Here is a 26,190-nt window from a genome sequence, read left to right on the forward strand (position 1 = left end):
GTCGATGGTAAATCCTTTGCCGGCCTATTCGGCGGCGTCCTTCAGTCGCGGCGCCGCGGCCAGAACGTCGGTGTCGACGTCGTCGGCGAATTGCTGGAAGTTCTGGCTGAACATCTCCAGGAGCTTCTCCGCCTGGCGGTCGTAGGCGTCCTTGTCCTGCCAGGTGGCGCGCGGATTGAGCACCTCGCTGTCGACACCCTCCACCGCCTTGGGGATGGCCAGGCCGAAGACCGGCTCTGAGACCATCTCCACATCCTGCAATTCGCCGTCGAGCGCGGCATGCAGGAGCCGGCGCGTCAGCTTCAGCGGCATGCGCTTGCCGACCCCGTAAGGTCCGCCGCTCCAGCCGGTATTGACCAGCCAGCAGGTGACCGCGTGATGGTTGATGTGCCGGCGCAGGAGATCGCCGTAGACGGCCGGCGGGCGCGGCATGAAGGGCGCGCCGAAGCAGGTGGAAAAGGTTGCCTCCGGCTCCGTCACGCCGCGCTCGGTGCCGGCGACCTTGGCGGTATAGCCGGAAAGGAAGTGCACCATCGCCTGTTCGGGCGTCAGCCTGGCGATCGGCGGCAGAACGCCGAAGGCGTCGCAGGTCAGCATGACGATATGGTTAGGCTGCCCGCCCATGCCGCTTTCGCTGGCATTGGCGATGAAGTCGAGCGGATAGGCCGCGCGCGTGTTCTCCGTCAGCGAGCCGTCGTCGAAATCCGGCTTGCGCGTCGCTTCGTCGAGAACGACGTTCTCAAGCACGCAGCCGAAGCGCGTCGCCGCCGCATAGATTTCCGGCTCCTGTTCCGGCGACAGGCGGATGGTCTTGGCATAGCAGCCGCCCTCGAAGTTGAAGACGGCGTTCTCGCTCCAGCCATGCTCGTCGTCGCCGATCAAGGTGCGCTCCGGGTCGGCCGAGAGCGTCGTCTTGCCGGTGCCGGAAAGGCCGAAGAAGATGGCGACGTCGCCGTTCTCCGCCTGGTTGGCGGAGCAGTGCATCGGCATGACGCCCTTGTCCGGCAAGAGGTAGTTAAGGACGGTGAAGACCGACTTCTTGATCTCGCCGGCATAGGCCGAGCCGCCGATGAGGATGAGGCCGTTGGAGAGGTCGCAGGCGATCACCGTCTCCGAGCGGCAGCCATGGCGCTGCGGATCGGCCCGGAAGCTCGGCAGGTTGATGATGGTGAATTGCGGCGCGAAGCCGTCGAGCTCTTCGCGCGGCGGGCGGCGCAGAAGATTGCGGATGAACAGCGAATGCCAGGCCATCTCGGTGAAGACGCGCACGTTCAGCCGGTAGGTCGGGTCGGCGCCACCCCACATATCCTGCGCGTAAAGCGTCATGCCCTCCGCGTGCTTGAGGAAATCCTCCTTCAGTCGGGCGAAGGCCTCAGGCTCCATGGCGCCATTGCCGCCCCACCAGATGACGTCTTCCGTCGTGGCGTCGCGGACGATGAACTTGTCCTTGGGCGAGCGTCCGGTGTGCTTGCCGGTCGTGGAGACCACGGCGCCGTCGGCTGATAGCCGCGCCTCGCCTCTCTTGATCGCATGTTCGGCAAGCTCAGCCTGCGGCAAGTTCCAGTAGAGCCCTTTCAGTTTTTGAAGCCCAATCGTTTCCGCCCCGCAGGCGGGATTTCGCTTGCCAAACTCCTCCACCATCCACTCCTGTTCGTATTTCACCCGCCCGCGCGAGCGCCGGCCTTATCCGGTGGCTGATATCATGTGCCCGGGCGGAGCGCGCAAGGCGCTATGAGCTCCCGAAGCGTGATGGGCATATGACCCGTCAAGTTGTCTTTCTTAAGGATTTCTAATTTTGCCTGAAGGGGGTTTTTGTGCAACCTGCCACAATTCGTTCGCATTCTGTTACAAGAGCGGCGTCCACGCGGCGAACGCTGCACCCATTTGCTGACCGCTAGGAGAGAGTCAATGGCGACCATCGCACTCGTGGATGACGACCGGAACATCCTTACATCCGTGTCGATGACGCTGGAATCGGAAGGATATCGCGTCACCACCTTCAACGATGGCGCCTCCGCTCTCGACGGGCTGAGCCAAAGTCCTCCGGACCTTGCCATCCTCGATATCAAGATGCCGCGTATGGACGGAATGGAGCTGTTGCGCAAGTTGCGGCAGAAATCCGACCTGCCCGTCATCTTCCTGACCTCCAAGGACGAGGAGATCGACGAATTGTTCGGCCTCAAGATGGGCGCCGACGACTTCATCAAGAAGCCCTTCTCGCAGCGCCTGCTGGTTGAGCGGGTGCGGGCGGTCCTGCGGCGCGCCCAGCCCAAGGAGGCGGGCCCTGCCCGCACCTCCGACAGTTCCAAGACGCTGGAGCGCGGCGCCTTGGTGATGGATCAGGAACGTCATACCTGCACCTGGAACGGCGAGAATGTGACGTTGACGGTAACGGAATTTCTCATCCTGTTCGCGCTCGCCCAGCGGCCAGGTGTGGTGAAAAGTCGCAACGCGCTGATGGACGCCGCCTACGACGATCAGGTCTATGTCGACGATCGGACGATTGATAGTCACATCAAGCGATTGCGGAAAAAATTCAAGGCCGTGGACGACGACTTCAACATGATCGAGACGCTCTACGGCGTCGGCTACCGCTTTCGGGAGAGTTGAGGATGCGCCGTTGAGGGTCGGCCCATGGTGGCGGAGACGCATGGCAGACATAGACGGCTGAGCCCGGAAGCTGACGTCAACGGCAACAGGGCGGAGGCAGGGCCGGGCAAGCGCGGCTGGCGCGGCGCGCTGCGACGGCTTCACCGGCCCTTCGCCCGCTGGCTGTCCGCCATCGGCCGGGCGAGCTTTTCCTCCGTCACCCGGCGCATCGTCATTCTCAATCTGGCGGCGCTGATCGCGCTCGTCCTTGCCATCCTCTATCTCAACCAGTTTCGCGCCGGCCTCATCGATGCGCGGGTGGAAAGCCTCAGGACCCAGGGCGAGATCATCGCCGCGGCGATCGCCGCCCAGGCGACGGTGGAGACCGACGCCATCACCATCGACCCGGATCGGCTGCTGGAGATGCAGGCCGGGGAGAGCATCTCCCCCTTCGATGTCGGCGAGAGCTCGGCTGATTTCCCGATCAATCCGGAGCGCGTCGCGCCGCTGCTGAAGCGCCTGATAACGCCGACGCGCATTCGCGGCCGGCTCTACGATCAGGAAGGCAATCTCATCGTCGATTCCAAGGGTCTTTACACGCGCGGTCAGATCCTGCGCTTCGACCTGCCGGCGCCGAACGAGACGCGCTCCTGGTGGGACAAGGCATGGGATCGTTTCCGCGTCTGGCTGCGCAGCGGCGAATTGCCGAAATACCGCGAGGTGGGCCCGGGCGACGGCCGCGCCTATCCGGAGGTGGCCAACGCGTTGGAGGGCGAGGCCGGCTCCGTCGTGCGCGTCGGCGACGATGGCGGCCTTATCGTCTCCGTGGCGGTGCCCGTACAGCGCTTTCGCGCCGTCCTGGGCTCGCTGCTTCTTTCCACTGAATCGGGCGATATCGACGCCATCGTCCAGGCCGAGCGCATGGCGATCTTCCGCGTCTTCCTGGTGGCGGCCGGCTCCACCGTGCTTTTGTCGATCCTGCTCGCCAGCACCATCGCCGGGCCGATCAGCCGCCTGTCGCAGGCCGCCGAGCGGGTGTCGCGGGGCGTGCGCTCGCGCATCCAGATCCCGGATTTCGGCGAGCGCAAGGACGAGATCGGCCACCTTGCCCGCTCCTTGCGCGACATGACCAACGCCCTTTATTCGCGCATCGACGCCATTGAGCGCTTCGCCGCCGACGTGGCGCACGAATTGAAGAACCCGCTGACCTCCTTGAGGAGCGCCGTGGAGACGCTGCCGATCGCCCAGAGCGAGGAGAACCGCGAGCGCCTCATCGCCGTCATCAAGCACGATGTGCGCCGGCTCGACCGGCTGATCAGCGACATCTCCGACGCCTCGCGCCTCGATGCCGAGCTTGCCCGCGAGGATGCCGAGCCGGTGAATCTGGCAAGGCTCCTGGAAACGGTGGTGAGCGTGGCCAAGGAAGTGCGCACCGCGCGGCCCGATCAGCTCAGCCTCGCCGTCCGGCCCGGCCGCTTCGGCAAGGACGCCTTCTACGTCCTCGGCCATGACAGCCGTCTCGGCCAGGTCTTCAACAACCTTATCGACAACGCCCTTTCCTTCTCGCCGCCGGACGGCAAGGTGCGCGTCACCGCCGAGCGGCAGCCGGGGCGCATCCTCGTCACCGTCGACGATGACGGGGCCGGCATACCTGAGGACAATCTGGAGCGCATTTTCGAGCGCTTTTACACCGACCGGCCCGAGACGGAGGATTTCGGCAACAATTCCGGCCTCGGTCTCGCCATCTCGCGGCAGATCGTCCAGGCCCATCGCGGCAGCATCCTCGCCGAGAACCGCCATCGCACCGATGGCTCGGTGGCCGGCGCCCGTTTCACCGTGATGCTGCCGGCAAGCGACGCATGAGCCCGGCGCGGTGACGCAGCGCATCCACGCCTCCTGCGTCGTCCTCGCCGGCAAGGGCGTGCTCATCCGCGGCGCCTCCGGCAGCGGCAAGTCGTCGCTGGCCTTCGCCATCATCGAGGCCGGCGGACGGCTTCTGGCCGACGATTACTGCGATCTTTCCGTGTGCTCCGGCCGGCTGGTGGCGACACCCCCGGCGGCGACGGCCGGGCTCTTGGAGCTGCGCGGACGGGGCCTCCTGCGCCTGCCGCACGAGCGCGCCGCCGTCATCCGCCTTCTCGTCGATCTCGTGGGCGAGGCGCAGATGCCGCGCATGCCGGAACCCGAGGACTTGAAGGTCGAGCTTCTCGGGGTGAAGCTTTGCCGCCAGCCGGTGCCGGCGCGCAGCCCGCTCGCCCTTGCCTTGGTGGGGGCCGCGTTTTTCGTTCCCGATGGCGCCCGCTTGGGTCTTGCAACGTGAGGCGGTTTGGCCAAGATGGCGCCCCTTGCGCAAACCATCGGGCACTTCGGGCATGATAGGCCTCGTACTCGTCACCCATGGCCAGCTGGCCATGGAGTTCCGCGCCGCGCTGGAACATGTCGTCGGCCCTCAGAAGGCCTTCGCCACCATCTCCATCGGACCGGATGACGACATGGAGGATCGCCGCCATGACATCATGCGGGCGGTGGAGGAAGTCGATGACGGCGACGGCGTCATCCTTCTGACCGACATGTTCGGCGGCACGCCGTCCAACCTCGCCATTTCGGTGATGGAACCGGGACGCATCGAGGTGGTGGCGGGCGTCAACCTGCCGATGCTGATCAAGCTCGCCAGCGTGCGCGGCGAGATGGGGCTCGACGAGGCCACCCTTGCCGCCCAGGAAGCGGGCCGCAAATATATCAACGTCGCCAGTCGTATCCTTTCAGCCACATGAGCTCGCTTCTCATCGAGGAAGGCGCCCCGACGCGGCGCCTGGCCATCTGCAACAAGCGCGGCCTGCACGCCCGCGCCTCGGCGAAGTTCGTGCAGCTCGCCGGCCGCTACGATGCCGAGATCGTCGTCATGAAGGATGGCCAGAGCGTCGGCGGCACCTCCATCATGGGGCTGATGACCCTGGCGGCCGCGCCCGGCTGCCATATCGACATCGCTGCCGTGGGTCCGGAGGCCGAGGCCGCCCTGACAGCGCTGGCGGAGCTGGTGGAGGGCGGTTTCGGGGAAGAGCTCGACGGCTGAGCGGCTGGCGGCCAGGATGGCCGTGGCCAAGCTTCAGCGCAACGATGCCTTTTGTGAACCGCATGCAACCCGAACCCCCCGAGCCGAACGCGCCTGATGCGCCTGCGCCTTATGCCGTTGCGCCCCATCCGATTGCGCCCCACCCGATTGCGCCCCACCCAATTGCGGTCGATGGACTGACGAAGGCCTATGGCCGGTCCGGCGAGGTCCTGGCCGTCGACCATATAAGCTTCAAGGTGCCGCGCGGCTCCGTCACCGGGCTTCTCGGCGGCAACGGCGCCGGCAAGACCACGACCATCGCCATGCTGATGGGGCTTCTGACCCCGAGCGCCGGCAGCGCCCGCATCCTCTGCGCAGACATGGCCCATGAGCGCCACCGCGTCCTGCATCGCATCAACTTCGAGAGCCCCTATGTGGAGATGCCGATGCGCCTCACGGTGCGCCAGAACCTCACCATCTTCGGCCGGCTCTACGGCGTTGAGGGGCTGAAGGCGCGCATCGCCGAACTGGCGGAGGAACTCGCCCTTGCCGATTTTCTTGATCGGCCTTCCGGCAAGCTCTCCGCCGGGCAGAAGACCCGCGTGGCGCTGGCCAAGGCGATGGTCAACCGTCCCGACGTGCTTCTCCTCGACGAGCCGACCGCCTCGCTCGATCCCGACACCGCCGATTGGGTGCGCTCGCATCTGGAGCGCTATCGCAAGGCGCGCGGGGCGACGCTGCTTCTTGCCTCGCACAACATGCCGGAAGTGGAGCGGCTGTGCGATAACGTCGTCATGATGAAGGCCGGGCAAATCGTCGACGAGGGTTCGCCCCGGCAGCTGATTGCGCGCTACGGGCGCCACACCATGGAGGACGTCTTCCTCGACGTGGCGCGCGGCCGGCGCAAGGGCGAGGCGGCGCCATGAGCCCGCTCGCCGCCTCCCTCAACCGCATCTTCGCGCTCATCCTGCGCTACTGGTATCTGCTGCAAAGCTCCTGGCCGCGCATCGTCGACCTCGTCTACTGGCCGACCGTGCAGATGCTCATGTGGGGCTTCTTGCAGGTCTATCTGGCCGGCCAATCCTCCACCGCGGCGCTTGTCGGCGCCACCTTCATCGGCTCCGTGCTTCTCTGGGACATCCTGTTTCGCGGCCAGATAGGCTTTTCCGTCTCCTTCCTGGAGGAGATGTGGTCGCGCAATCTCGGCAACCTGATGATGACGCCGCTGCGCGTCTGGGAGTTTCTCGCCGCGCTGATGGTGATGAGCGTCATCCGTCTGGCCATCGGCTTCGTGCCGGTATCGCTCCTGGCCATCGCCTTTTTCGGCTTCAACCTGTGGGGGCTCGGCCTGGCGCTCGCCGCCTTTTTCGCCAACCTCATCGTCACCTCCTGGTCGGTGGGGCTCGTCGCCTCCGGCGTCGTCCTGCGCAACGGCCTCGGCGCGGAGGCGCTGGTGTGGTCGATCCCCTTCCTGCTCCTGCCGCTCGCCTGCGTCTATTATCCGGTCGAGGTGCTGCCGGCCTGGTTGCAGCCGATATCGCTCGCCCTGCCGCCGACGCATGTCTTTGAGGGCATGCGCGCCCTCATCCTGGAAGAGCGCTTCGATGTCGGCGCGATGCTCTGGGCGGCGGGGCTGAACGCGCTCTTTTTCCTCGCCGCCATCCTTGCCTTCCTCGCCTTTCTGCGCGCCTCCCGCCGCGCCGGCTCGCTCCTGCAGGTCGGCGAATAGGTCCGCGCGGCGCGTGCGGCGCCTCGCCGGTCCTTGGGCCGGCCCCTTTCGCCTGCCGTTGGGGCGGCGAGGGTGCGACGCTGTTGCCATTCTGTCATGAAGGCCTATTCTGCACTGCGAGAAAACGTGCTGCGCTGCCGCAAAGGCGGGGTGCGGCCGGCCGGAGAGGGGCTCTGGATTGGCGATTTATCAGCTCTACGAACTCAATCATGCCTTTCTGGCGCCCTGGCGGGCGATGGCGGATATCACCCGCCTCACCTTCCAAAGTCCCTTCAACCCGATGGCGGAAACGCCGCTCGGGCGTACCGTCGCCGCTTCCGCGGAGCTTTTCGAGCGCACCACCCGCCGCTACGGCAAGCCGGAATTCGGCCTGACGGAAACAGAGGTCGACGGCAAGAAGGTCGCCGTCGAAGAGCGCGTCGTCTGGAGCCGGCCGTTCTGCGACCTTCTGCATTTCCGCCGCGATCTGCCCAAGGACCGTCCGGCCGACCCCAAGCTGCTCATCGTGGCGCCCATGTCGGGCCACTACGCCACGCTCCTGCGCGGCACGGTGGAGGCGATGCTGCCGGGGCACGAGGTCTTCATCACCGATTGGGCGGATGCGCGCATGGTGCCCCTGTCGAAGGGGCATTTCGATCTCGACGACTATATCGACTACGTTATCGAGATGCTGCGCCATCTTCGCAGCGGGGCGCATGTCATGGCCGTCTGCCAGCCTTCCGTGCCGGTCCTGGCGGCCGCCGCGGTCATGGCGGAGGACGAAGATCCTTGCGTGCCGGCTTCCATGACGCTGATGGGCGGGCCGATCGACACGCGCCGCAGTCCCACTGCCGTCAACCGCCTGGCCGAGGAGAAGGATATCGATTGGTTCCGGCGCCATGTCATCATGCGCGTGCCCTTCCCGCATCCCGGCTTCATGCGCGAGGTCTATCCCGGTTTTTTGCAGCTTTCCGGCTTCATGGGCATGAATCTGGACCGGCACCTTTCGGCGCATCGCGACTTTTTCCAGCATCTGGTCGAAGACGACGGCGATTCGGCCGAAAAGCACCGGGAATTCTACGACGAGTATCTGGCGGTGATGGACCTCACCGCCGAATTCTACCTGCAGACGGTGGAGACCGTCTTCATCCGCCACGATTTGCCCAAGGGGCGGCTGCTGCATCGCGGCCGCAAGGTGCGCCCCGAACGCATCCGCCATACCGCGCTTCTCACCGTGGAAGGCGAGCGCGACGACATTTCCGGCGTCGGCCAGACGGAGGCCGCGCACGATCTGTGCACCGGCCTGCCGGAAGATATGAAGCGGCACCATCTGCAGCCGAAGGTCGGCCATTACGGCGTCTTCAACGGCAGCCGCTTCCGCGCCGGCATCGTGCCGGTGATCAGCGAGTTCATCCGCGCCCATGCCGACGAGAATGCGCGGGCGCTGAACGGGGCGAGCGAGGCCGTCCGTCCCCATCCGCGCGACGATTACAAGGCCCGCCTTGCCGACGCGCTGGGCTTTTCCGCCCTGGCCGCCGACAACCTCCCGGCGGTGACCGGCGACCTTACCGAGATTGCCGGCCTCGGCCCGCGCGCCGCCCAGGATCTGAACGAGTTCGGCATCTATCAGGTGAGCCAGCTTGCCGAGATGAGCGGCGAGGCGATCGAGGTTCTTCAGGGCGAGCTTCCGGCCCGCGCCGGTTCCTCGCTGGAGGGTTGGGTGAGGCAGGCGCGCCGCCTCATCGGCCTGCCGGCCGAGGCGAAACACTAGCTTTCCTGAGCTTTCCTGCCGGCGACTGGACAAAAGCAGAACCAAGGGCGGGCTCAAAGGGTGCCGCCGCGTGTCCTTACGTTGCGGCACCGCGCGCGCCAGAGCGTTGCAGAAGTGGCCGGCGCGGTGCCGGATCTCGTCTGGTAAATATCTGAAAATACTGGTCTTTGTTGAGTTTTCCGCGCGCCTCGCAAGTGCGGTTCATGAGCTTTTTCGCGGCCTCGCAAGAGCAACGGCGCCGAAGAGGCGGCGAAACCCGCCCCGGCATGAGAGCCCTGCTGCGCCGGTGGCGCGCGGCGGTCGGTTTTTCTTGAATCGCCGATTCGCCCTCCCCATGTCCTAGCCATCCACTGCTAGTTGGGGAGTTCGATGAACCAGACAGTCACCGCCAACCGGTCATGCTCGCGAGGCCGCTGGTCAGCACTCAACATCGTCCTGATGGTGCTCGGTTTCGTTTTGTTCTGGCCGCTGGGTCTGGCCATGCTCGCCTGGATGATCTGGGGAGATGAGCTTGCCCGCTTCGGCCGCGACATGCGCGACCAGGTGCGCTCCACCTTCGCCAGCGAAGGGCGCAGCGTGGCGCCGAGCCGGCCCTTCGGTATGCGCGATACCGGCAACGTCGCCTTCGACGAATACCGCACGCGCGAATTGGAGCGGCTCGAGGAGGAGCGGCGCAAGATCGAAAGCATGCGCCACGAATTCGAGTCCTTCCTGAAGGAGCTGCGCCGCGCCAAGGACAAGGAGGAGTTCGACCGCTTCATGGAAGATTATCGTCGTCGCACCGGCGGCGAGAACGAAGCGGGCGCCTGAACGGGCCTTCTGGCCGGCCTTGTCAAGGCCGGCCGCGATGAGCGATGAAGACGACGGACGGGGCCGCAAGGCCCCGTCGGTCATTTTGGCGACGACTTTCCCCTCAGGAAAGTCGTCGTGGCGGCGAGACAAACCTTGCGGCCGTTTCCCGCGCGACGCCGATCGGGCCATAGTGGCGCCGATGCGATTCGCCCCCCATCCCCACACCGAGATATGCCTCCTGGCCATGGCGCAAGAGGAGCTGCCGGTGCGCGTGCGCCGCTCGCCGCGTGCCCGGCGGATGATCCTGCGCCTCGACGGGGCGAGCGGCGAGCCGATCCTCACCTTGCCGCAGGCCGTTCCGCTTGCCGCGGGCGAAGCCTTTTTGCAGCGCCATCGCGCCTGGCTGGAGCGGCGCATGCGCGAACGCCCCGAGGCGATTCCCTTTGCCGCCGGCGAGGTCATCCCCCTGCGTGGCGAGGGGCGGCGGATCGTTGCCATGCCGGGCCGCGGCCTGCCGCGCGCCGCGCTGCAGGAAGATGAGAGGGTGATCCTGGTGCCGGGCGATCCGCGCCATCTCGCGCGCCGCCTGACGGATTGGCTGAGACGGGAGGCCCGGCGCGACCTGGAAGCGGCCTCGCATCGTTACGCGGAGCGTCTCGGGGTTCGTTTCGGCCGGCTTGCCTTGCGCGATACGACGAGCCGCTGGGGCTCGTGCTCCTCACGTGGCACGCTTTCCTTCTCCTGGCGCCTTATCCTCGCGCCGAGCCCGGTGCTTGACTACGTGGCGGCGCATGAGGTGGCGCATCTGAAGGAGATGAACCATTCGCAGCGCTTCTGGCGCCTGGTGCGGGAATTGGAGCCCGGCTGTGAGGAGGCGCGCCTGTGGCTGAAGGAGAACGGTGCCGGCTTGCACCGGCTGGGCCGCGGCTGAACGCGATGCCGCGGACCGGCGGCGAGAGCTGTATCTAGTGTAATAAAAAGTTCAGCTCAGCTTTTGATTGCCGCCTTCCGATTCCTTCGCCAGCTCGCCGACGAGGTCGATAAGGCGGCGGCGCAGCTTGCTGTTGGAGATGCGCGTGAAGGCGCGGTTGAGCTCCACGCCCTCGGCCGTGGACACGAAGTCCATGACGAAGGCGGTCTGCTTTTCGGCGAAGCCGGGCTGGCCTTCCGCACCGTTCGCCTCGGGTAGGAAATAGGATAGGGGAGTGCCTAAAACATCGGCAATCTGATAGAGGCGGCTCGCGGCGATGCGATTGGCGCCCTTCTCGTATTTCTGCACTTGCTGGAAAGTGACGCCGAGTTGCTCGCCAAGCTTCTCTTGCGACATGCCGGCCATTTTGCGGCGCATGCGCACCTGTCTGCCGATGTGCGCGTCGATTTCGTCGGGCGACTTGGGTTTCCGCTTCTCGTTCATTGTTTTTCCTTGTGCGCTTTGGCCAATTCATCGGCCAAGCGGGTCGCCGCGTCAAACCCCCCAAGCTGCGCCGAAATATGCCTGACCTAGGGGCATCCCTTTCGGCCCCGTGTCCTTCAGAGTCAATGGTGGGCGCGGCGTTTTGCGGCCGCCTTGGTTGTAAAGGCGACAAAAATACAAATCAAAAGGAGAGTCCGACTCATGGTGCTACTTATGCGTGTATCGACCGGCGGAGCCAGCGCGGCGGGTAGCGCGCTATCCAGAACGGCGCGCTCTCCCAAGGGAGCACGCGCACTGATTCGCCCGTAGCCGTCGATCACCGCCGAGATGCCCGTATTGGCGGCGCGCAGCACCGGCAGGCCTTCCTCCACGGCGCGCACCCGCGCCTGATGCAGGTGTTGATAGGGGCCGGGCGTGGTGCCGAACCAGGAGTCGTTGGTGACGTTGACGAGGAAGCCCGGCCGCGTCCCGTCGTCGGCGAGCACCGCGCCGGGGAAGATGATCTCGTAGCAGATGAGCGGCACGAAGGGCGGCGCGCCCTCCGCGATGAGCGTGCGCCGGCGCGGTCCTGGCGTGAAGCCGCCGCGCACCCGCGTCAGCTGCTGGAGGCCGAGGCTCTCAAGAAGCCCCTGCATCGGCAGATACTCGCCGAAGGGAACCAGATGCACCTTGTCGTAGGCCCCTTCGATCGTGCCCTCGTCGTCGATGACGTAGACGCTGTTGAAGACGAAGCGCCCGTCGGGCCCGTCCTCGGCGCGCGCCGCGCCGGTGATGAGGCTGGCGCCCTGCGGCAGCAGCTCCGCGATCGCCGGCAGTGCCCCGGGCTCCTCCGTCAGCGCGAAGGGAAAGGCTGATTCCGGCCAGATGAGCAGCATCTCGCCGTCGAGCGGGCGCCCGCCCGCTTCCGCGCTGAGGCTGAGATAGGACTGGAACACCGCCTCCTTGTTCTCCGGCCTCCATTTCTCCGCCTGATCGATCGCCGGTTGCACGATGCGCACCGTCGGGCGCGCGAGGCTGGCATCTTCGGCCCCGGAAAGACGCGCCAGCCCGAAGCCGACGAGGCCCAGGAACAGCAGGGCCGCCAGAACGCTCGGCAGGGCGCTCTGCCGGCCGGCCGCCGGCAACAGGCTCGCCGGGGCGGCAAAGACGACGATGGCGAGGAAGCCGAGGGCGTAGACATCGCCGAGCGCGGCCGATTGCATCATCACTTCGCCGGCCGTCAGCGCATAGCCGAGGGCGTTCCAGGGAAATCCGGTGAACAGGTATCCGCGCAGCCATTCGGCGCCGCCGAGCCCGGCGGCGAGCGCGAAGATGCGCCAGGGGGAGGGCGACCACAGAAGCTGCGCCGCCGCCGCGCCGGCGCCCCAGAGGAGCGCCAGGCCGGCCGGCAGGAGCAGCACGGCGAAGGGCATCAGCCAGGCGAATTCCTCCGCTTCCACCAGGAAGGCGGCGCCGATCCACCACAGCCCGGCGAGAAAATAGCCGAAGCCGAACCACCACCCCGCCGCGAAGGCGGCCACAAGCCGCCCGCCGAGGCCGGAGACGCGCGCCGAGACGGCGCCGTCCAGAAGCAGGACGAGAACCGGCAGGGTGATCCACAGGACGGGAAAGACAAAGAACGGCGGCTGCGCCAGCGCCGAAACGGCTCCCGCGAAGAAGGCGATGCCCCGGCGCCGCCAGCCCCAGGAAAGGATGATCGCCTCCGCCAGCTTTGCCATCGTCTCCCGAATCGCTGCTCACGCGGCAGCGACATGACGGCTTCGGCGGGGCGAAATCAAGGAGAGGCTGCGCCGATCCATCCGCTTGCCTTTGGCGCCAAAACCGGCCAACCAAAAGCCATGCTGCCGGGAATTGCCAATCGTATCCCGTTTTCCTCCTTGAGCGAGAAGGAGGTGCTGGCGCTCGCCATCACCGCGGAGGAGGAGGACGGGCGCATCTACCGGACCTATGCGGAGCAACTGGCCACCGATTATCCGCAATCCGCCGCGGTGTTCCGGGCGATGGCGGAGGAGGAGGACGAGCACCGCCGCCAGCTCATCGAGCATTTCCGCGCCCGCTTCGGCGAGACCATCCCGCTCATCCGTCGCGGCGATGTCGCCGGCTTCTACCGCCGCCGGCCTGTCTGGCTCGTCTCCAATCTCAGCCTGGAGCGCATCCGCGGCGAGGCGGCGAGCATGGAGGAGGAGGCGCGCAACTTCTATCAGAAGGTCGCCGAGCGCACCTCCGACGCCGCCACGCGCAAGCTTCTGGGCGATCTGGCCGCCGCCGAGAGCGAGCATCTGGCGACCGCCGACCGTCTGGAGGCGGAATACCTGCCTGAGGCGGCGCGCGAGGAGGAGGCGGCCGCCGAGCACCGGCGCTTCCTGCTCACCTATGTGCAGCCGGGCCTGGCCGGGCTCATGGACGGCTCGGTCTCCACCCTGGCGCCGATCTTCGCCGCCGCCTTCGCCACCCACGACACCTGGCAGACCTTCCTCGTCGGCCTTGCCGCGGCGATCGGCGCCGGCATCTCCATGGGCTTCACCGAGGCGGCCTCCGACGACGGGGCGCTGACCGGCCGCGGCTCGCCGGTCAAGCGCGGCTTTGCCTCCGGCATCATGACCGCCATCGGCGGGCTCGGTCACGCTCTGCCCTATCTCATCCCGCATTTCTGGACGGCGACCACGATCGCCATCGTCATCGTCTTCATCGAGCTATGGGCGATCGCCTGGATCCAGAACCGCTGCATGGACACGTCCTTCTGGCGCGCCACTTTGCAGGTCGTCCTCGGCGGCTCGCTGGTCTTCGCGGCTGGCATCCTCATCGGCAACGCCTGACTTGCGCCGGGCTGTTGCTGCGGCGCAACAGCTTCGTCGAATTTTAACGACATGCGCTCTTGGGCGCCGAATCGGCGCCGGTCGGTCATCTTGTGTTCAGGGATCGTGACGTAAGGCACGGACGAGAGGACGAGGCTCGACCAGGGTGGGCAGGTCAGCCAAGAGCGAGTGAAGACCATGCCGACATTCAGGAAATGGATCCGTCATCTGGGCGAGAGCGCCCGCGATTTCTTCGTCCCGCGTTATCGCCCCGAGCGGCACTATATGCGCGGTGCCGGCCCTGCTTGCGCCGCCCGCAACCAGCCGCGCCGGCCCGCCTTCTGAGCCGGCCCGCCTTGTGAGCTGGGAGAATGCTGGCGCTCAGCCGATGCCGAGCCCGGCCTCGCCGCGCTCCAGGATGAGCGGCACGATAAGGTCCTCCTCGTCGTGAAGATGGCGGCGAAGGCCCTCCAGGAAGAGGCTGAGCTCGCGGCTCGTCGCCTCGGCGCTGCGCAACCGGGCGTCATGGTCCGATGCGAGCGCGGCAAGGAGCGCGGAGCCGGCCTCGCGCAGGCGCAAGAGATCCATGTGCAGGATCTCATGGTCGTTCTCCAGGATTTCGAAGCCCCGCTTCAGCCTGCTCTCCGCCGCCATGAAGGCGGGAAAATAGGCCCCGTCCTCGATCCGGTGATGAGCCTCCAGCTGCTGCAGGAAGAAGCGCATGCGCGGCGCGAAGAAGGCGCGGAAGGGCGCCGCCTCGATCCTTTGCTCGCCGAGCTCTTCGGCCGCGCCGGCCAGCACGCCGCAAAGCTCACGGAACATGTCGTGGCGCGAAAGCCAGAAGCGGGCGAGCTCGCCGAGATTGGCGTGGTGCGGCCAGGTCTCGCGCGGATATTTGGCAAGCAGCGCCAGAAGGTCGTCGGGCAGGCCCTGGCGCGCCTGCAAGGAAAGCTCGTCGGGTATCGTCGTCCGGCTCATTCCAGGATGATTTTACTCGCCACCCGCGTATCGGCGTTCAGCCGGTAGACGAGCGGCACGCCGGTGGCGATTTCCAGCTTCACCACCTCCTCCGGCGTCAGCCGGTCCAGCACCATGGCGAGCGAGCGCAGCGAATTGCCGTGGGCGGAGACGAGCACGCGCTTGCCGCCCATCACGTCCGGCAGGATGTGGGTGAGATAATAGGGCCACACGCGCGCCCCGGTATCCTTCAGGCTCTCTCCGCCCGGTGGCGGCGTGTCGTAGGAGCGGCGCCACGCATGCACCTGCTCCTCGCCCCATTTCTTGCGCGCATCGTCCTTGTTGAGGCCGGAGAGGTCGCCGTAGTCGCGCTCGTTGAGCGCCGCATCGGCAATGCGCGGCAGCGATCCTTCGCCGGCAAGGGGCACGCCCATCTCCTCCAGCATCAAATCGAGCGTCACCTGGGCGCGGCTGAGGACGCTCGTATAGGTGATGTCGAAGGAAAGCCCGGCCGCCTTCAGGAGCCGGCCGCCTTTCCTGGCCTCCGCCACGCCGTTCTCCGTCAGGCCGGGGTCCTTCCAGCCGGTAAAGAGGTTTTTCAGGTTCCATTCCGACTGGCCGTGGCGAACGAGTACGAGGAGGCGGTCCATGAGGGTCTATCCGAAGTGAAGCGGGGGAAATGTCAGTGCAGGCCGAGCACGTCGGCCATGTGATAGAGGCCGGGCTTCTTGTCGAAGGCCCAGAGCGCGGCCTTCAGCGCGCCGCGCGTATAGATGCTGCGGTCGAGCGCGTGGTGGGCGATCTCGATCCACTCGCCCTCGCCGGCGAGGATGACGCTGTGCTCGCCGACGACGGAGCCGCCGCGCAAGGTGGCAAAGCCGATCTTGCCTTCCGGGCGCGGGCCGGTATGCCCGTCGCGCACGCGCACGGCGTTTTCCGCCAGCGCAATGCCGCGTCCTTCCGCCGCCGCCTCGCCGAGGAGAAGGGCCGTGCCGGACGGGGCGTCGACCTTGTGGCGGTGATGCATCTCTAGGATCTCGATGTCGAAATCGGGCCCGAGCGCGGCGGCGGCGCGGCGCACCAGCCCGGCCACCAGATTGACGCCAACGCTCATATTGCCCGATTTGACGATGCGGCAGTGACGCGCGGCGGCGCGAAACTTCGTCTCGTCCTCGGGGGCGAAGCCTGTCGTGCCGATGACATGGACGATGCGCGCCTGCGCGGCGAGCTCCAGCAGGGCAAGGCTCGCATCGGGCAGGGTGAAATCGATGAGCGCGTCGCAATGCGCCAGGACTTCGATCGGGTCGTCGCTGACGGCGACGCCCGCCTCGCCGGCGCCGGCAAGCAGCCCGGCGTCCTGGCCGACGGTCTCGGCGCCCTCTCGCTCCAGCGCGCCGACCAGCTTCAGCTCCGGATGGGCGAGCGTGGCGGCGAGGAGCGCCTTTCCCATGCGCCCGCTGGCGCCGGCGACGACGGTTCTGAGTTCGGCCAAAAAACCTCTCCTTCGGCAACGCGCCGCCTATAGCACGACGCGGCAAAGAGGCCAGCCTCGCACGACCCGCGCCGCGCGCTAAGGTGGGAAAGAACGCCGGCCGACCACGCCGACCCACCGCGCCGGCCGACCACGCCGACCCACTGCGCCGATTGGGGAGAGAGCCGCATGTCCGACGATCGGCAAACCTCGCAGGAGGCAGAAGGCGAATCCGCTGCCGCGCGCAAGGTCAGCCCCGAAATGGCCTCGCTGCGCGAGGGGGTGATGCGCGCCGTCTTCTTTGGCGGCGCGGCGTTCGCCGTCCTCGTCCTCGCCCTCTTGGCGCTCTGGGCGATGCCCCTGTGAGGGCATCCTCTTCGCTTTTCCGGCCGCGGCGCCGGGCTTTGCCCGCCGGGCGCTGAGGCGACGGGGCGGGAGCTGAGACAGGCGCCGGCGCCGGCGGGAAGGCGCGGCCCGTCGCGCGCCTTCCTGCCTCGCCGCTTGCGCGCGGCCCCGGCCATGCTACATGCGCGGGCAATCCTTGAATCTAACAAGCCGGTTGCATGGCCGACCTCTCCCATATCCGCAACTTCGCCATCATCGCCCATATCGACCACGGCAAGTCGACGCTCGCCGATCGTCTCATCCAGATGACCGGCACGCTGCCGGATCGCGAGATGAAGGAGCAGCTCCTCGATTCCATGGATATCGAGCGCGAGCGCGGCATCACCATCAAGGCGCAGACGGTGCATCTGCGCTACCGGGCGAAGAACGGCGAGGATTACCATCTCAACCTCATCGACACGCCCGGCCATGTCGATTTCGCCTACGAGGTGAACCGCTCGCTCTATGCCTGCGAGGGCTCGCTGCTGGTGGTCGACGCCTCGCAGGGCGTGGAGGCGCAGACGCTCGCCAACGTCTACCAGGCGATCGAGGTCGATCACGAGATCGTGCCGGTCCTCAACAAGGTCGACCTGCCGGCGGCCGAGCCGGAGCGGGTGAAGGAGCAGATCGAGGAGGTCATCGGCCTCGACGCCTCCGACGCGGTGATGATCTCCGCCAAGACGGGCCAGGGCGTGGAAGACGTTCTGGAGGCGATCGTCACCCGCCTGCCGCCGCCGAAGGGCCTGGCCGATGCGCCATTGAAGGCGCTTCTGGTCGATTCCTGGTACGACCCCTATCTCGGCGTCGTCGTCCTGGTGCGCGTCATCGACGGCTTCTTGAGGGAAGGCCAGACGATCCGCATGATGGGCACCGGCGCCCGCTACGAGGTGAACCAGGTCGGCATGTTCACCCCGAAGATGGTGGAGACGGGCGAGCTCTCGCCCGGCGAGATCGGCTTTCTGACCGCCTCCATCAAGGAGGTCGCCGACACCGCCGTCGGCGACACCATCACCGAGGACAAGCGCCCGACGCAAAAGCCGCTCCCCGATTTCCGCCCGGCGGTGCCGGTGGTCTTCTGTGGCCTCTTTCCGGTCGATGCCGCCGATTTTGAGGACCTCAGAGCGGCGATGGGCAAGCTGCGCCTCAACGACGCCTCCTTCAGCTACGAGATGGAGACCTCCGCGGCGCTCGGCTTCGGCTTTCGCTGCGGCTTTCTGGGCCTCCTGCATCTGGAGATCATCCAGGAGCGGCTCAGCCGCGAATTCGATCTCGACCTCATCGCCACGGCCCCCTCCGTCGTCTACCAGCTCAGCCTGACGGGCGGCGAGGAGACCGAGCTTCACAACCCGGCCGACATGCCCGATCCGGTGAAGATCGCGGAGATCCGCGAGCCCTGGATCCGCGCCACCATCCTGACGCCGGACGAATATCTCGGCGGTGTCCTGAAGCTCTGCCAGGACCGGCGCGGCGTGCAGCAGGGCCTCACCTATGTCGGCCAGCGCGCGATGCTGGAATACGACCTGCCGCTCAACGAGGTGGTCTTCGATTTCTACGACCGGCTGAAATCGATCTCCAAGGGCTATGCCAGCTTCGACTATCACATCACCGGCTATGAGGCCGGCGATCTCGTCAAGATGTCGATCTTGGTCAACGGCGAGCCGGTCGACGCCCTGTCGATGCTCGTCCACCGCAGCCAGGCGGAACGGCGCGGCCGGGCGCTGTGCGAGAAGCTGAAGGACCTCATTCCCCGCCATCTCTTCAAGATCCCGATCCAGGCCTCCATCGGCGGCAAGGTGATCGCCCGCGAGACGATCTCCGCTCTGCGCAAGGACGTCACCGCCAAATGCTACGGCGGCGACGTGACCCGAAAGCGCAAGCTTCTGGAGAAGCAGAAGGAGGGCAAGAAGAAGATGCGCCAGTTCGGCAAGGTGGAGATCCCGCAGGAGGCCTTCATCGCCGCGCTGAAGATGGGAGATGGCTGAGATTTCACTCCGACTTTGCAATCAATAGACGTATAGCTCCAAAAATACATCCATAAGTAGAATAATCTTAAGGCGCACAGCGCAACCTGGCGGCCAGCACGAGGGCCGCCGCCATGCTGAACGCCGTCATCGACATCTCGCATTACAACGGCGCCGTCGATCTCGCCGCCGCCAAGGCGGACGGCATTATCGGCGTCATCCAAAAGGCCACCGAGGGCACCGGCTACGTCGATCCGAGCTACGCCGCCAATCGCGATAAGGCGCGCGCGGCCGGCCTTCTCTGGGGCGCCTATCATTTCGGCACCGGCGCGGGCGGCGCCGCCCAGGCGACGCATTTCCTCTCCGTCGTCGGCGACGATCCTGCAACGCTTCTCGCCCTCGATTTCGAGGCCAATCCGTCGGGTCCGAGCATGAGCCTTGAAGAGGCGAAGGCTTTCATCGTCGCCGTCGCCCGCCGGCGCGGTCGCTTCCCCGGCTTCTATTCCAATGCCCGTATCGCCGATGAGCTCGGCGATCACGTCGATCCGCTGCTGGCGCGATGCTGGCTTTGGGCCGCGCGCTACGGCTCGGCGCCGGTGGTTCCCAAGACCTGGCCGACCTGGACCATGTGGCAGTACACCGACGGCCATGCCGGCCCCGAGCCGCACGCGGTCGCCGGCGTTGGCCCCTGCGACCGCGACCGCTTCAACGGCGACGAAGCCGGCCTGAGGCGCCTCTGGGGCCAAGGCGAAACGGCCGTCGCGGCCGCTTCGCCAAGCGAGCTTTTAGCACATGGCTGTGGTCCAAGGGGCTGCTGACAGAATGGCTTGCAGCCGACCCGTTGTTCGTTTTCCTCACACAGCGACGGCGCCGATGCCGAACAGCATCAGGACGAGGAAGATCACCGCGATGACGAGGAAGAGGAAGAACAGGAAGCGCGCGACGGTCGCGGCGGCGCCGGCGATGCCGGTGAAGCCGAGCGCCCCGGCGATGAGGGCGATGACGGCGAATATGATGGCCCATTTCAACATGGCGTCAAATCTCCGCGGATGGTGAAGCGCGGCCGTTTGGCCGTTGGCAGGATAAACCGCGGCCCGGTGGCGAGGTTCCCGGCAAAGACACGGGAGCAAAGACACGCGAGCAAAGACACGGGATCGGTAGACCCGTCCTCGCCCCGCAAGCCGTTGGCAGCCAAGGACAGCCAAGGACAGCCATAGGGAGCCATTATGGGCCTCCGGGCGTTTTGCTGGCAGCATGAACAGTATGCGAGCGTCCATGTCGCCCGATCGTTGCGTCCCGTTGCGGCTTTTCCTCTTCGCCTCGCAAGGATTTCACCCATCATCGTCCGCCTGCGAAAGACAGCGCCGCCAACGAGCGCGCGGGCATGCTCGCCCGGCATGCGGCGGAGGTGTTTCGTGAGCGGCCGCCTGGCTGCCGCCGCGCTTGCCGGCGCGCTTGTCTTCTCCCTGCCAGCCGCCTGGGCGGTGGACCTGCCGCGCCCGCGGCCCGAGGAAGCCGGCATCGCCAAGCTTCCGACCCCGCGTCCGCCGGTCCCGGAGGCACGCCAGGCCGCTCTCGCCTCACAGGCGGAGCCGGACGCGGCCCTGGCGCCTGGAGAGGCTATGCCGGGCGGGGAAACGGAAGGCGCGCCCGCCATCCCCAAGCCAAGGGACGAGGCGGCGGCGCCCCGGGCGCCTGCGGCGCGAGGCACGCAGGGCGGCGAGCGGCGGCAGGAAAGCGCTGGCGAGGTCGCCGAAAGGCAGGCCGCCTTTCAAGCTTGCAGGGCCCGCCTTACCGCCCTCGGCGCGCAGTTCGACCTTGCGCAGCCGATCGACGAGGAGGGGGGCTGCTTCGTGCCGCATCCGATCACGCTCACGCGGCCCTTGCCGCAGATTGAGCTTCGGCCCGCCGCGAGGCTGAACTGCGCCACCGCTCTGGCGCTGGCCGAATGGCTGAAGGAGATCGTGCTGCCGGCGGCGGAGGAGCATCTGGAGGGGGCGCTTCCGACCGGCGTGAGGCAAAACTCCGCCTATGTCTGCCGCAAGCGCTACGGCGACCCTGAGGCCAAGCTCTCCGAGCACGCCCGCGCCAACGCCATCGATATCTCGGCCATCGTCTTTGCGGACCGCGCGCCGCTCGCCTTCCGTTTGCGCGATACCGGGTCGGCCACGGTCAGGCGGGCGGAAGACGCGATCATCACGCACGCCTTGGGCGGGCCGCGCCCGCAGCTTGGCCGGGACGCACCCGATAGCGACGCGGCAAACTCGGCCGAGCCGGCGGAAGGGATGCGCTCAGGCGATGAAAAGGCCGGCGATACGACGGGCGAAAGGCAGGCGAGCATCGACACCGAGAGCGCCGCTTCCAAGGATGCCGCGCAGGCGAAGGCCCGGGAGGAGCAAGAGCGCGAACGCCTCTTCCAGCGCGAGATCCGTGAGGGTGCCTGTCGCTATTTCACCACGGTCCTGGGCCCCGGCGTCAACGCCGAGCATGCCTCGCATTTCCACTTCGACCTTGCCGCGCGACGCGGCGACTATCGGATCTGCCAATAGTCACCGGTCTTGCCGCAAGGGGGCGCTATTGGACGCCCAGCGCCGGCACGGAAAGGAACAGGATGCGCTTCTGCTCCAGCCGGGCGCGCCTGAGGCTCTCCAGGACGAAGCCGGTCGCCAGCGCGAAGGCCGCCAGAAGCAGGGCGCTCATCGCCGTCATCGTCGCCCCGGCGCCTGCCGGGCTGCCGCCGAGCGCTGCCGCCAGAAGCGGCAGGGCGATGAGGACGCCGATGAGGCCGAAGATGGCGCCGAAGGTGGCGAACAGAGCGAGCGGGCGTGCTTCCAGCATGATGCGCGCGAGCGTTGCCGCCTCTCCGCCAAGGCGCGCCAGCGAGCGTTCCTTGCGGTGCCGCGGGGCCGGGCGGCCGCCGTCGAGCGACAGGCTCGCGACCGGGATGGAGAGCTCGCTTGCATGCAAGGTGAGTGCGGTCTCCGGCGAGAGCCGCGGCGCCACCGGCGGGAAGCTCTTGACGAGCCGCCGCGTCAGCGCCCGGTAGGGCGAGGCGCGCTCGCCGAAGGGATCGGAAAAGCCTGCGCCGAAGAGCCGGCGATAGGCTTCGGCAAAGCCGCCGCCGGCCCAGGAGGCCCCTTCCGCCTTGGCGCCGCCGAGCCTCGCGGAGGTGCCGATCACCATGTCGAGCCGTTCCGTCACGAGCGCGTTGATGAGCGAGGAGGCATCCGCCGGCTCGCAGGCGCCGTCGCCGGAGGCCATGAGATAGATATCGGCCTCGATATCGGCGAACATGCGCCACAGCGCGGCGCCCCGGTCCGGTCCCGCGCCGCGCAGCACCTTGGCGCCCGCCTTGCCGGCGATGCGTGCCGTGTCGTCGGTGGAGGCCTCGTCGAAGACGTAGATGCGCGCCTCAGGCAGCGCTTCGCGAAAGCCGCGCACCACCTTCTCGATGGTCGCCGCCTCGTTGCGGCAGGGCAAGAGCACGGCGACGCGCAGGCCCTCGCTGGCCGAAAGATGGGTCATCGATCCCCCCGGGGAAAGCCGCCAAACCTCGCCCGCTTCTAGCGGTTGACGGGTTAACACCCCGTTAGGATTTAGGCTCGCCTCGTCTGGAAATCGCCGATCTTCTGGGCTGGCGGCGCCCGTGTTATGGTAGCCGCGATGCTGCGATTCATCCGCCTCGTCGTTCTTCTGGCGCCCGCCCTTCTTCTCGGGGCAGGGGCGCAAGCGGAGCCTGCCGCCAAGCAGCTCTTCGGCGCCAAGCAGCTTCCTTCCGCCCAGCGCGCGCAGGCGATCGGCTTCTACTCCAAGGGCTGCCTTGCCGGCGGCGAGGCGATGCCGGTCGACGGCCCCCACTGGCAGGCGATGCGCCTGTCGCGCAACCGCAATTGGGGCCATCCGCAGCTCGTCGCCTTCGTCACATGGCTGGCGCGCGAAGCGGCCGAGAAGGATGGCTGGCCGGGGCTTCTCGTCGGCGATCTGTCGCAGCCGCGCGGCGGGCCGATGCTGAGCGGCCATGCCTCGCACCAGATTGGGCTCGATGCCGATATCTGGCTGACGCCGATGCCGAGCCGGCGCCTGTCGGCCAGGGAGCGCGAGGAGATGTCGGCGGTGCCGGTGGTCAAGCCGGGCCCGCACGAGGTCTATGAGAATGTCTGGACCAGGGCGCATGGCCGTCTCATCCGCCGCGCCGCGATGCATCCATCCGTGCAGCGCATCCTGGTCGCGCCCGGCATCAAGAAGCGGCTCTGCGAGGAGGCCGGCGGGGACCGTTCCTGGCTCGCCAAGGTGCGCCCCTATTGGGGCCACAACTATCATATGCATGTGCGCCTCTTCTGCCCGGACGGCTCGCCCGGCTGCAAGGCGCAGCGCGCCACCGGCAGCGACGACGGCTGCGGCGGGGCGCTCGCCTGGTGGTACAGCGACGAGCCTTACCGACCGGCAAAGCCCTCCAAGCCGGCGCCGAAGAAGCGCGAAATGACGCTGGCGGCCCTGCCTTCCGCCTGCCGGGGCGTGCTGGCCGCCGAAACGCGCGCGGGCACCCAGACCGCGCTCGCCGCCTTTGAGGGGCATGTGCCGCCATCCGTGCTTGCCAAGGCCCGCGATATGCGCCCGGCGGCCGCCGCGCTCGTCGGTCTGCCCTATATGCCGCGGCCGCGTCCGGCGCGGCCTTGAGGTTCTAGGCCGCTTCCGGCACGGCTGGGCAGGCGACACCGGTGCCGCCGAGGCCGCAATAGCCGCCGGGATTCTTGGCGAGATATTGCTGATGATAATCCTCGGCGAAATAGAAGCTCGGCGCGTCGACGATCTCCGTGGTGATCGCCGCATACCCCTTCTCCCGCAGGGCCTCTTGGTAGGCTTGCCTGGCCGCCTCCGCCTGGCGGCGCTGCGCCGCGTCGAAAACGTAGATGCCGGAGCGGTATTGCGTGCCGACATCGTTGCCCTGGCGCATGCCCTGCGTCGGGTCGTGGGCCTCAAAGAAGCGGGAAAGAAGCTCGTTGTAGCTCACCTTGTCGGGATCGAAAACGACCAGCACCACCTCGTTATGGCCGGTGCGCCCGCTGCACACTTCCCGGTAGGTGGGGTTTGGCGTTGTTCCGCCGGCATAGCCGACCGCCGTCACCCAAACGCCTTCGCTCTGCCAGAAGACGCGCTCCGCCCCCCAGAAGCAGCCGAGGCCGAAGAGCGCCATCTGCATGCCCTGCGGATAGGGACCCTTGAGCGCCCTTCCGCTGACGAAATGCGTCTCGGCCGTTGCGATGGGCTCGGCGCGGCCGGGCAGCGCTTCCTCCGCGCTCGGCATGGCGGTCTTCTTGAGCAGGCGGTCGAGGCCGAACATGGCAGGCTCCCTGTCTCTCCTGGTGAGGTCACTCCTGGCGAAGATATGGGGCGGCGTGCCTTCAGCTAAAGGTCCCGCTCATGGGCGAATTGGAAGCGCCGGCGCGGCCGTCCCAGCCAGAAGAAGAGGAGCGCCACCACCAAGAGGATGGCGAAGGTCGGCGCGGCGAGGAGGAAGCGTGCGGCGCCGCCCCACATCCAGGCGGAAGGGCTGGTCTCGATCGCCGTCTGAAAGGCCGCAAGGCTCGTTGCTGCCCAATTCGACCAGGTTTCCGCCAGCGGGGTGAAGAGCAGGCGCGATTCGGCAATGGAGCGCGTGCCGTCGATGACGACCATGACGAGGCCGGCGGCCATCAGCCAGATGGCGAGGAAGCGCAGGATAAACCGGATCATGCCTTCAGCTTTGCCTTGCGGCTTGCGCCGCCGCTTGTCGGCTCATAGGTAGAGTTTTCCTCCCCGGCAGGCAATCGCGCCGCATCGTGTTCGCGACGCCTTGCTCTTGCGCCTCTCGCTCGATAAAGGGGAGCCCGCTGGAGGGGTGGCCGAGTGGTTGAAGGCGCACGCCTGGAACGCGTGTAGGCGGGAAACCGTCTCGAGGGTTCGAATCCCTCTCCCTCCGCCATACCTAAGCTCCTGACATAAGTCGTGATTTTCGCCCCGGCGGCACCCGAATACCGTATGGCGTGACGCGGTGGGCGGGGCGGCCTCGCCAGACGTCATGTAGCTTGTAGCGCGCTCGTCAGCGCTACATCTTGTAGCGCGCAAGATCAAATGGGCCGCCGCGCAAGATCAAATGGTCCCCGTTCGCGTGCCATTGAAGCGCTGTTGAACGACCGTCAGGCTGCGGGGCACCGTTTGCGGAATTCACAGAGGCGGATTGAGATGAGAGCGCTCTGCGGGGGCTAGGAGGTCTCTGAGACGAAGGCGACCGGCGGTTCGGTGGCGCAGCGTGCATCGATCATCGTCTCGACCATCATGCATCCCACCTGGGGAGTGTAGTGGCTGCCGTCGAAGTAGAAATCCGCGCTTGTCGATTGCGTGATCCGGTTCTCGTCGTAGAAATCCCAGAGCGGAACGCCCTCTTCGGCCGCTATTCGAGCCATCTCGCTGCGCCACCGCTTCGGAAGATCGCCAATGCCGCGCTCAGCAAAGCGCCGCTGAACAGCCACATGCTCGGGGCTGAGGAACGCAACTGCATTGACGTTGTTCTGGCGGAACGCGCGGAATATCTCCCGGGCGCCTCCAAGCTTCGCTTCGAAGCCTGCAATATCCCCGTACAACCACTCCGTCGAATGAAAACCGTCCACACTCGCCTCAATCGCTGCGGGGAGGTCTGATGATCTCTGACGCCGGTGGAAGCCTGAGGGCAGAACAAGTTCTTTATCGCTTAGACCCGTCCAAATCATGTCGAAGGCGGTCGTCGATATCGTCATATACCCGGCGTTGCGATAAGGCGCCAACGGTTCGGTATAGCTCGCGCTGAACCCAGGCTGATGATCGCGGTGCGGGTTGAACATGTAGAAGTCGAAGCCAAGGAGCACCAGCTTCGGCTTCAGGCGCGCGATCTGCCGCGCATAGACGGTCATCTCGTCGATCAGGAGGCCTGAGACGCCATAGTTCATGGCAGACGCATCGGGACCAAAGCTGGCCGGATCGAACCCGTCGCGAACGCGTGATGAGCCAAGAACCACGATGTCAGGCCGCCGCAACGTTGCGATGATGGGCAGCGCGATACGCGGGTGCCACCAAATGCCGGCTCGATGGGATTCGCGCGAGGGGAAAAACACGCCGAAGGGATCGAAGGCGATCGAGACGGCGCCTGCTGCGAGGAACAGGGCGACCATGGTGCCGATCACCGTCCGGTTGAATGCTGCCCACTGCGCCCGCTCAATGTCCATGACAGCGATAACTACTCGGGCTCTCGTCGATCGGCAACGTGGCGCCTGCAGCCAGTAG

28 protein-coding genes and 1 tRNA gene are annotated in these 26,190 nt (G+C 66.7%); 18 read left to right on the forward strand and 11 right to left on the reverse strand.

The window, feature by feature from the left end:
* Positions 1–24: 24 nt before the first annotated feature.
* Positions 25–1,638: a phosphoenolpyruvate carboxykinase gene (locus tag Q331_RS0102220; RefSeq protein WP_026379329.1), complete on the reverse strand. Its 1,614-nt coding sequence runs from the start codon at positions 1,636–1,638 to the stop codon at positions 25–27.
* 270 nt (positions 1,639–1,908) lie between these two features.
* On the opposite strand from Q331_RS0102220, the gene Q331_RS0102225 reads away from it, so the two are divergent.
* The 10 genes from Q331_RS0102225 (at position 1,909) to Q331_RS0102270 (ending at position 10,843) form a co-directional block, all read left to right on the forward strand.
* On the forward strand, positions 1,909–2,610 hold the full coding sequence (locus Q331_RS0102225; protein ID WP_026379330.1) for a response regulator transcription factor: 702 nt from the start codon (positions 1,909–1,911) through the stop codon (positions 2,608–2,610).
* A gap of 24 nt (positions 2,611–2,634) precedes the next feature.
* Positions 2,635–4,452 (forward strand): stimulus-sensing domain-containing protein, encoded by a 1,818-nt coding sequence (locus Q331_RS0102230; protein ID WP_026379331.1) that lies wholly within the window; start codon positions 2,635–2,637, stop codon positions 4,450–4,452.
* A 10-nt stretch (positions 4,453–4,462) separates the two neighbouring features.
* Entirely contained in the window at positions 4,463–4,909 is a 447-nt protein-coding gene (locus Q331_RS19590; protein ID WP_034490741.1) for an HPr kinase/phosphorylase, read from the forward strand.
* Between the two features lie 52 nt (positions 4,910–4,961).
* A complete protein-coding gene (locus tag Q331_RS0102240; RefSeq protein ID WP_026379332.1) occupies positions 4,962–5,363 on the forward strand; it encodes a PTS sugar transporter subunit IIA in 402 nt (133 codons plus the stop codon).
* Positions 5,360–5,662 carry an HPr family phosphocarrier protein gene (locus Q331_RS0102245; protein ID WP_051630398.1) on the forward strand — a complete coding sequence of 101 codons (303 nt, stop codon included), beginning with the start codon at positions 5,360–5,362 and terminating at the stop codon, positions 5,660–5,662. The genes Q331_RS0102240 and Q331_RS0102245 overlap by 4 nt, the downstream gene beginning before the upstream one ends.
* Positions 5,663–5,724: 62 nt before the next feature.
* On the forward strand, positions 5,725–6,567 hold the full coding sequence (locus Q331_RS0102250; RefSeq protein ID WP_156953242.1) for an ABC transporter ATP-binding protein: 843 nt from the start codon (positions 5,725–5,727) through the stop codon (positions 6,565–6,567).
* Entirely contained in the window at positions 6,564–7,370 is an 807-nt protein-coding gene (locus Q331_RS0102255) for an ABC transporter permease (RefSeq protein WP_026379335.1), read from the forward strand. The genes Q331_RS0102250 and Q331_RS0102255 overlap by 4 nt, the downstream gene beginning before the upstream one ends.
* Before the next feature lie 178 nt (positions 7,371–7,548).
* On the forward strand, positions 7,549–9,120 hold the full coding sequence (gene phaZ / locus Q331_RS0102260; RefSeq protein ID WP_026379336.1) for a polyhydroxyalkanoate depolymerase: 1,572 nt from the start codon (positions 7,549–7,551) through the stop codon (positions 9,118–9,120).
* 369 nt (positions 9,121–9,489) lie between these two features.
* The gene (locus tag Q331_RS0102265) at positions 9,490–9,930 is read left to right on the forward strand and encodes a DUF2852 domain-containing protein (protein ID WP_026379337.1); all 441 of its coding nucleotides are present in this window, start codon (positions 9,490–9,492) and stop codon (positions 9,928–9,930) included.
* Positions 9,931–10,111: 181 nt separating this feature from the next.
* Positions 10,112–10,843 (forward strand): M48 family metallopeptidase, encoded by a 732-nt coding sequence (locus tag Q331_RS0102270; RefSeq protein WP_026379338.1) that lies wholly within the window; start codon positions 10,112–10,114, stop codon positions 10,841–10,843.
* Positions 10,844–10,894: 51 nt separating this feature from the next.
* Here the strand turns inward: Q331_RS0102270 and Q331_RS0102275 are convergent, their stop codons facing one another.
* Both Q331_RS0102275 and lnt read right to left on the reverse strand, forming a co-directional pair.
* Complete coding sequence (locus Q331_RS0102275; RefSeq protein ID WP_026379339.1) at positions 10,895–11,326, reverse strand: helix-turn-helix domain-containing protein; 432 nt, start codon at positions 11,324–11,326, stop codon at positions 10,895–10,897.
* A 122-nt stretch (positions 11,327–11,448) separates the two neighbouring features.
* Complete coding sequence (gene lnt / locus Q331_RS0102280) at positions 11,449–13,044, reverse strand: apolipoprotein N-acyltransferase (protein ID WP_034490744.1); 1,596 nt, start codon at positions 13,042–13,044, stop codon at positions 11,449–11,451.
* A 120-nt stretch (positions 13,045–13,164) separates the two neighbouring features.
* Between lnt and mbfA the strand changes: the two genes are divergently transcribed.
* Positions 13,165–14,142, forward strand: coding sequence for an iron exporter MbfA (gene mbfA / locus Q331_RS0102285; protein ID WP_026379341.1), 978 nt, complete (start codon positions 13,165–13,167; stop codon positions 14,140–14,142).
* 177 nt (positions 14,143–14,319) lie between these two features.
* Entirely contained in the window at positions 14,320–14,466 is a 147-nt protein-coding gene (locus tag Q331_RS24020; protein WP_210164895.1) for a hypothetical protein, read from the forward strand.
* A 36-nt stretch (positions 14,467–14,502) separates the two neighbouring features.
* On the opposite strand, the gene Q331_RS0102295 is transcribed toward Q331_RS24020, so the two are convergent.
* From Q331_RS0102295 to dapB, 3 genes are read right to left on the reverse strand one after another with little or no spacing between them, the layout of a single operon-like run.
* Entirely contained in the window at positions 14,503–15,099 is a 597-nt protein-coding gene (locus Q331_RS0102295; protein ID WP_034490746.1) for a hemerythrin domain-containing protein, read from the reverse strand.
* A complete protein-coding gene (locus tag Q331_RS0102300) occupies positions 15,096–15,728 on the reverse strand; it encodes a 2,3-bisphosphoglycerate-dependent phosphoglycerate mutase (protein ID WP_026379343.1) in 633 nt (210 codons plus the stop codon). The genes Q331_RS0102295 and Q331_RS0102300 overlap by 4 nt, the downstream gene beginning before the upstream one ends.
* A 32-nt stretch (positions 15,729–15,760) precedes the next feature.
* A complete protein-coding gene (gene dapB, locus Q331_RS0102305; protein ID WP_026379344.1) occupies positions 15,761–16,570 on the reverse strand; it encodes a 4-hydroxy-tetrahydrodipicolinate reductase in 810 nt (269 codons plus the stop codon).
* Positions 16,571–16,738: 168 nt separating this feature from the next.
* Between dapB and Q331_RS23640 the strand changes: the two genes are divergently transcribed.
* From Q331_RS23640 to Q331_RS19595, 3 genes are all read left to right on the forward strand, one after another.
* Positions 16,739–16,915 carry a hypothetical protein gene (locus Q331_RS23640; RefSeq protein WP_156953243.1) on the forward strand — a complete coding sequence of 59 codons (177 nt, stop codon included), beginning with the start codon at positions 16,739–16,741 and terminating at the stop codon, positions 16,913–16,915.
* Between the two features lie 197 nt (positions 16,916–17,112).
* A complete protein-coding gene (lepA, locus tag Q331_RS0102315) occupies positions 17,113–18,915 on the forward strand; it encodes a translation elongation factor 4 (protein WP_026379345.1) in 1,803 nt (600 codons plus the stop codon).
* A gap of 113 nt (positions 18,916–19,028) precedes the next feature.
* Complete coding sequence (locus tag Q331_RS19595; protein WP_051630404.1) at positions 19,029–19,712, forward strand: glycoside hydrolase family 25 protein; 684 nt, start codon at positions 19,029–19,031, stop codon at positions 19,710–19,712.
* A 36-nt stretch (positions 19,713–19,748) separates the two neighbouring features.
* Here Q331_RS19595 and Q331_RS23340 read toward each other — a convergent pair whose 3' ends face one another.
* Entirely contained in the window at positions 19,749–19,925 is a 177-nt protein-coding gene (locus Q331_RS23340; protein WP_026379346.1) for a DUF1328 domain-containing protein, read from the reverse strand.
* Between the two features lie 384 nt (positions 19,926–20,309).
* On the opposite strand from Q331_RS23340, the gene Q331_RS22845 reads away from it, so the two are divergent.
* Positions 20,310–21,443: an extensin-like domain-containing protein gene (locus tag Q331_RS22845; protein ID WP_026379347.1), complete on the forward strand. Its 1,134-nt coding sequence runs from the start codon at positions 20,310–20,312 to the stop codon at positions 21,441–21,443.
* 25 nt (positions 21,444–21,468) lie between these two features.
* Here Q331_RS22845 and Q331_RS19605 read toward each other — a convergent pair whose 3' ends face one another.
* Positions 21,469–22,419: a glycosyltransferase family 2 protein gene (locus tag Q331_RS19605; protein WP_051630406.1), complete on the reverse strand. Its 951-nt coding sequence runs from the start codon at positions 22,417–22,419 to the stop codon at positions 21,469–21,471.
* A gap of 138 nt (positions 22,420–22,557) precedes the next feature.
* On the opposite strand from Q331_RS19605, the gene mepA reads away from it, so the two are divergent.
* The gene (gene mepA / locus Q331_RS0102340; protein WP_245615495.1) at positions 22,558–23,571 is read left to right on the forward strand and encodes a penicillin-insensitive murein endopeptidase; all 1,014 of its coding nucleotides are present in this window, start codon (positions 22,558–22,560) and stop codon (positions 23,569–23,571) included.
* Between the two features lie 4 nt (positions 23,572–23,575).
* Here mepA and msrA read toward each other — a convergent pair whose 3' ends face one another.
* Positions 23,576–24,235 (reverse strand): peptide-methionine (S)-S-oxide reductase MsrA, encoded by a 660-nt coding sequence (gene msrA / locus Q331_RS0102345; RefSeq protein ID WP_026379349.1) that lies wholly within the window; start codon positions 24,233–24,235, stop codon positions 23,576–23,578.
* A gap of 65 nt (positions 24,236–24,300) precedes the next feature.
* Positions 24,301–24,627 (reverse strand): hypothetical protein, encoded by a 327-nt coding sequence (locus tag Q331_RS0102350; RefSeq protein ID WP_026379350.1) that lies wholly within the window; start codon positions 24,625–24,627, stop codon positions 24,301–24,303.
* Between the two features lie 139 nt (positions 24,628–24,766).
* Between Q331_RS0102350 and Q331_RS0102355 the strand changes: the two genes are divergently transcribed.
* Positions 24,767–24,856: transfer RNA gene (locus Q331_RS0102355), tRNA-Ser, on the forward strand.
* 280 nt (positions 24,857–25,136) lie between these two features.
* Here Q331_RS0102355 and Q331_RS0102360 read toward each other — a convergent pair.
* Complete coding sequence (locus Q331_RS0102360) at positions 25,137–26,132, reverse strand: hypothetical protein (RefSeq protein WP_026379351.1); 996 nt, start codon at positions 26,130–26,132, stop codon at positions 25,137–25,139.
* Positions 26,133–26,190: the final 58 nt, after the last annotated feature.

Origin of the sequence: Afifella pfennigii DSM 17143 (assembly GCF_000688515.1) — a bacterium.
GTDB lineage: Bacteria > Pseudomonadota > Alphaproteobacteria > Rhizobiales > Afifellaceae > Afifella > Afifella pfennigii.

Excerpts from the sequence above, each read along its gene's own strand:
- Q331_RS0102295 (WP_034490746.1), bottom strand. The coding sequence starts at position 15,099 with ATGAGCCGGACGACGATACCCGACGAGCTTTCCTTGCAGGCGCGCCAG.
- Q331_RS0102225 (WP_026379330.1), top strand. The coding sequence starts at position 1,909 with ATGGCGACCATCGCACTCGTGGATGACGACCGGAACATCCTTACATCC.
- Q331_RS0102300 (WP_026379343.1), bottom strand. The coding sequence starts at position 15,728 with ATGGACCGCCTCCTCGTACTCGTTCGCCACGGCCAGTCGGAATGGAAC.
- Q331_RS23640 (WP_156953243.1), top strand. The coding sequence starts at position 16,739 with ATGTCCGACGATCGGCAAACCTCGCAGGAGGCAGAAGGCGAATCCGCT.
- Q331_RS0102350 (WP_026379350.1), bottom strand. The coding sequence starts at position 24,627 with ATGATCCGGTTTATCCTGCGCTTCCTCGCCATCTGGCTGATGGCCGCC.
- Q331_RS19605 (WP_051630406.1), bottom strand. The coding sequence starts at position 22,419 with ATGACCCATCTTTCGGCCAGCGAGGGCCTGCGCGTCGCCGTGCTCTTG.
- Q331_RS24020 (WP_210164895.1), top strand. The coding sequence starts at position 14,320 with ATGCCGACATTCAGGAAATGGATCCGTCATCTGGGCGAGAGCGCCCGC.
- mepA (WP_245615495.1), top strand. The coding sequence starts at position 22,558 with ATGCTGCGATTCATCCGCCTCGTCGTTCTTCTGGCGCCCGCCCTTCTT.
- Q331_RS0102275 (WP_026379339.1), bottom strand. The coding sequence starts at position 11,326 with ATGAACGAGAAGCGGAAACCCAAGTCGCCCGACGAAATCGACGCGCAC.
- mbfA (WP_026379341.1), top strand. The coding sequence starts at position 13,165 with ATGCTGCCGGGAATTGCCAATCGTATCCCGTTTTCCTCCTTGAGCGAG.
- Q331_RS0102230 (WP_026379331.1), top strand. The coding sequence starts at position 2,635 with ATGGTGGCGGAGACGCATGGCAGACATAGACGGCTGAGCCCGGAAGCT.
- lepA (WP_026379345.1), top strand. The coding sequence starts at position 17,113 with ATGGCCGACCTCTCCCATATCCGCAACTTCGCCATCATCGCCCATATC.
- Q331_RS23340 (WP_026379346.1), bottom strand. The coding sequence starts at position 19,925 with ATGTTGAAATGGGCCATCATATTCGCCGTCATCGCCCTCATCGCCGGG.
- Q331_RS19595 (WP_051630404.1), top strand. The coding sequence starts at position 19,029 with ATGCTGAACGCCGTCATCGACATCTCGCATTACAACGGCGCCGTCGAT.
- Q331_RS0102250 (WP_156953242.1), top strand. The coding sequence starts at position 5,725 with ATGCAACCCGAACCCCCCGAGCCGAACGCGCCTGATGCGCCTGCGCCT.
- Q331_RS0102265 (WP_026379337.1), top strand. The coding sequence starts at position 9,490 with ATGAACCAGACAGTCACCGCCAACCGGTCATGCTCGCGAGGCCGCTGG.
- Q331_RS0102245 (WP_051630398.1), top strand. The coding sequence starts at position 5,360 with ATGAGCTCGCTTCTCATCGAGGAAGGCGCCCCGACGCGGCGCCTGGCC.
- Q331_RS0102255 (WP_026379335.1), top strand. The coding sequence starts at position 6,564 with ATGAGCCCGCTCGCCGCCTCCCTCAACCGCATCTTCGCGCTCATCCTG.
- Q331_RS0102360 (WP_026379351.1), bottom strand. The coding sequence starts at position 26,132 with ATGGACATTGAGCGGGCGCAGTGGGCAGCATTCAACCGGACGGTGATC.
- msrA (WP_026379349.1), bottom strand. The coding sequence starts at position 24,235 with ATGTTCGGCCTCGACCGCCTGCTCAAGAAGACCGCCATGCCGAGCGCG.
- Q331_RS0102240 (WP_026379332.1), top strand. The coding sequence starts at position 4,962 with ATGATAGGCCTCGTACTCGTCACCCATGGCCAGCTGGCCATGGAGTTC.
- lnt (WP_034490744.1), bottom strand. The coding sequence starts at position 13,044 with ATGGCAAAGCTGGCGGAGGCGATCATCCTTTCCTGGGGCTGGCGGCGC.
- Q331_RS0102270 (WP_026379338.1), top strand. The coding sequence starts at position 10,112 with ATGCGATTCGCCCCCCATCCCCACACCGAGATATGCCTCCTGGCCATG.